Below are 316 nucleotides of genomic sequence, written 5' to 3'. Positions count from 1 at the left end.
CGCGCCCCGAACACCGGATCATAGCCTTCGTCGGCGAGCCACTTGCGCGCACCTTCGTCCAGCTCCAGCCCGATCTTGCGACCGGCGAGACGCTTCAGCAGACGGTTCACCTGAATGTCGACGATCCCCGCCATGTCGGCACGTGCCAAGCGGTCAAAGATCACCGTTTCATCCAGTCGGTTCAGGAATTCGGGGCGGAAGTGAGCCCGCACCGCATCCATCACATCCCGTTTCGCCTGCGCCATGTCGCCCCCTTCGGGCAACTGGCTCAGCGCTTGCGCCCCAAGGTTGCTGGTCAGCACGATCAGCGTCTGCT

The 316-nt window shown here is 63.6% G+C and carries 1 protein-coding gene; it reads right to left on the bottom strand.

The genetic code is table 11. The annotated features are described in order from the left end of the window. Positions 1–316 (bottom strand): AAA family ATPase (locus B3849_RS07255; protein ID WP_286779971.1); only part of this gene is annotated, 316 nt, incomplete at both ends.

The sequence above is a fragment of the Sulfitobacter sp. UBA4523 genome (genome assembly GCF_002388305.1).
Classification (GTDB): Bacteria; Pseudomonadota; Alphaproteobacteria; order Rhodobacterales; family Rhodobacteraceae; genus Sulfitobacter; species Sulfitobacter pontiacus.
This window is presented reverse-complemented; position numbering and strand designations above follow the sequence as displayed.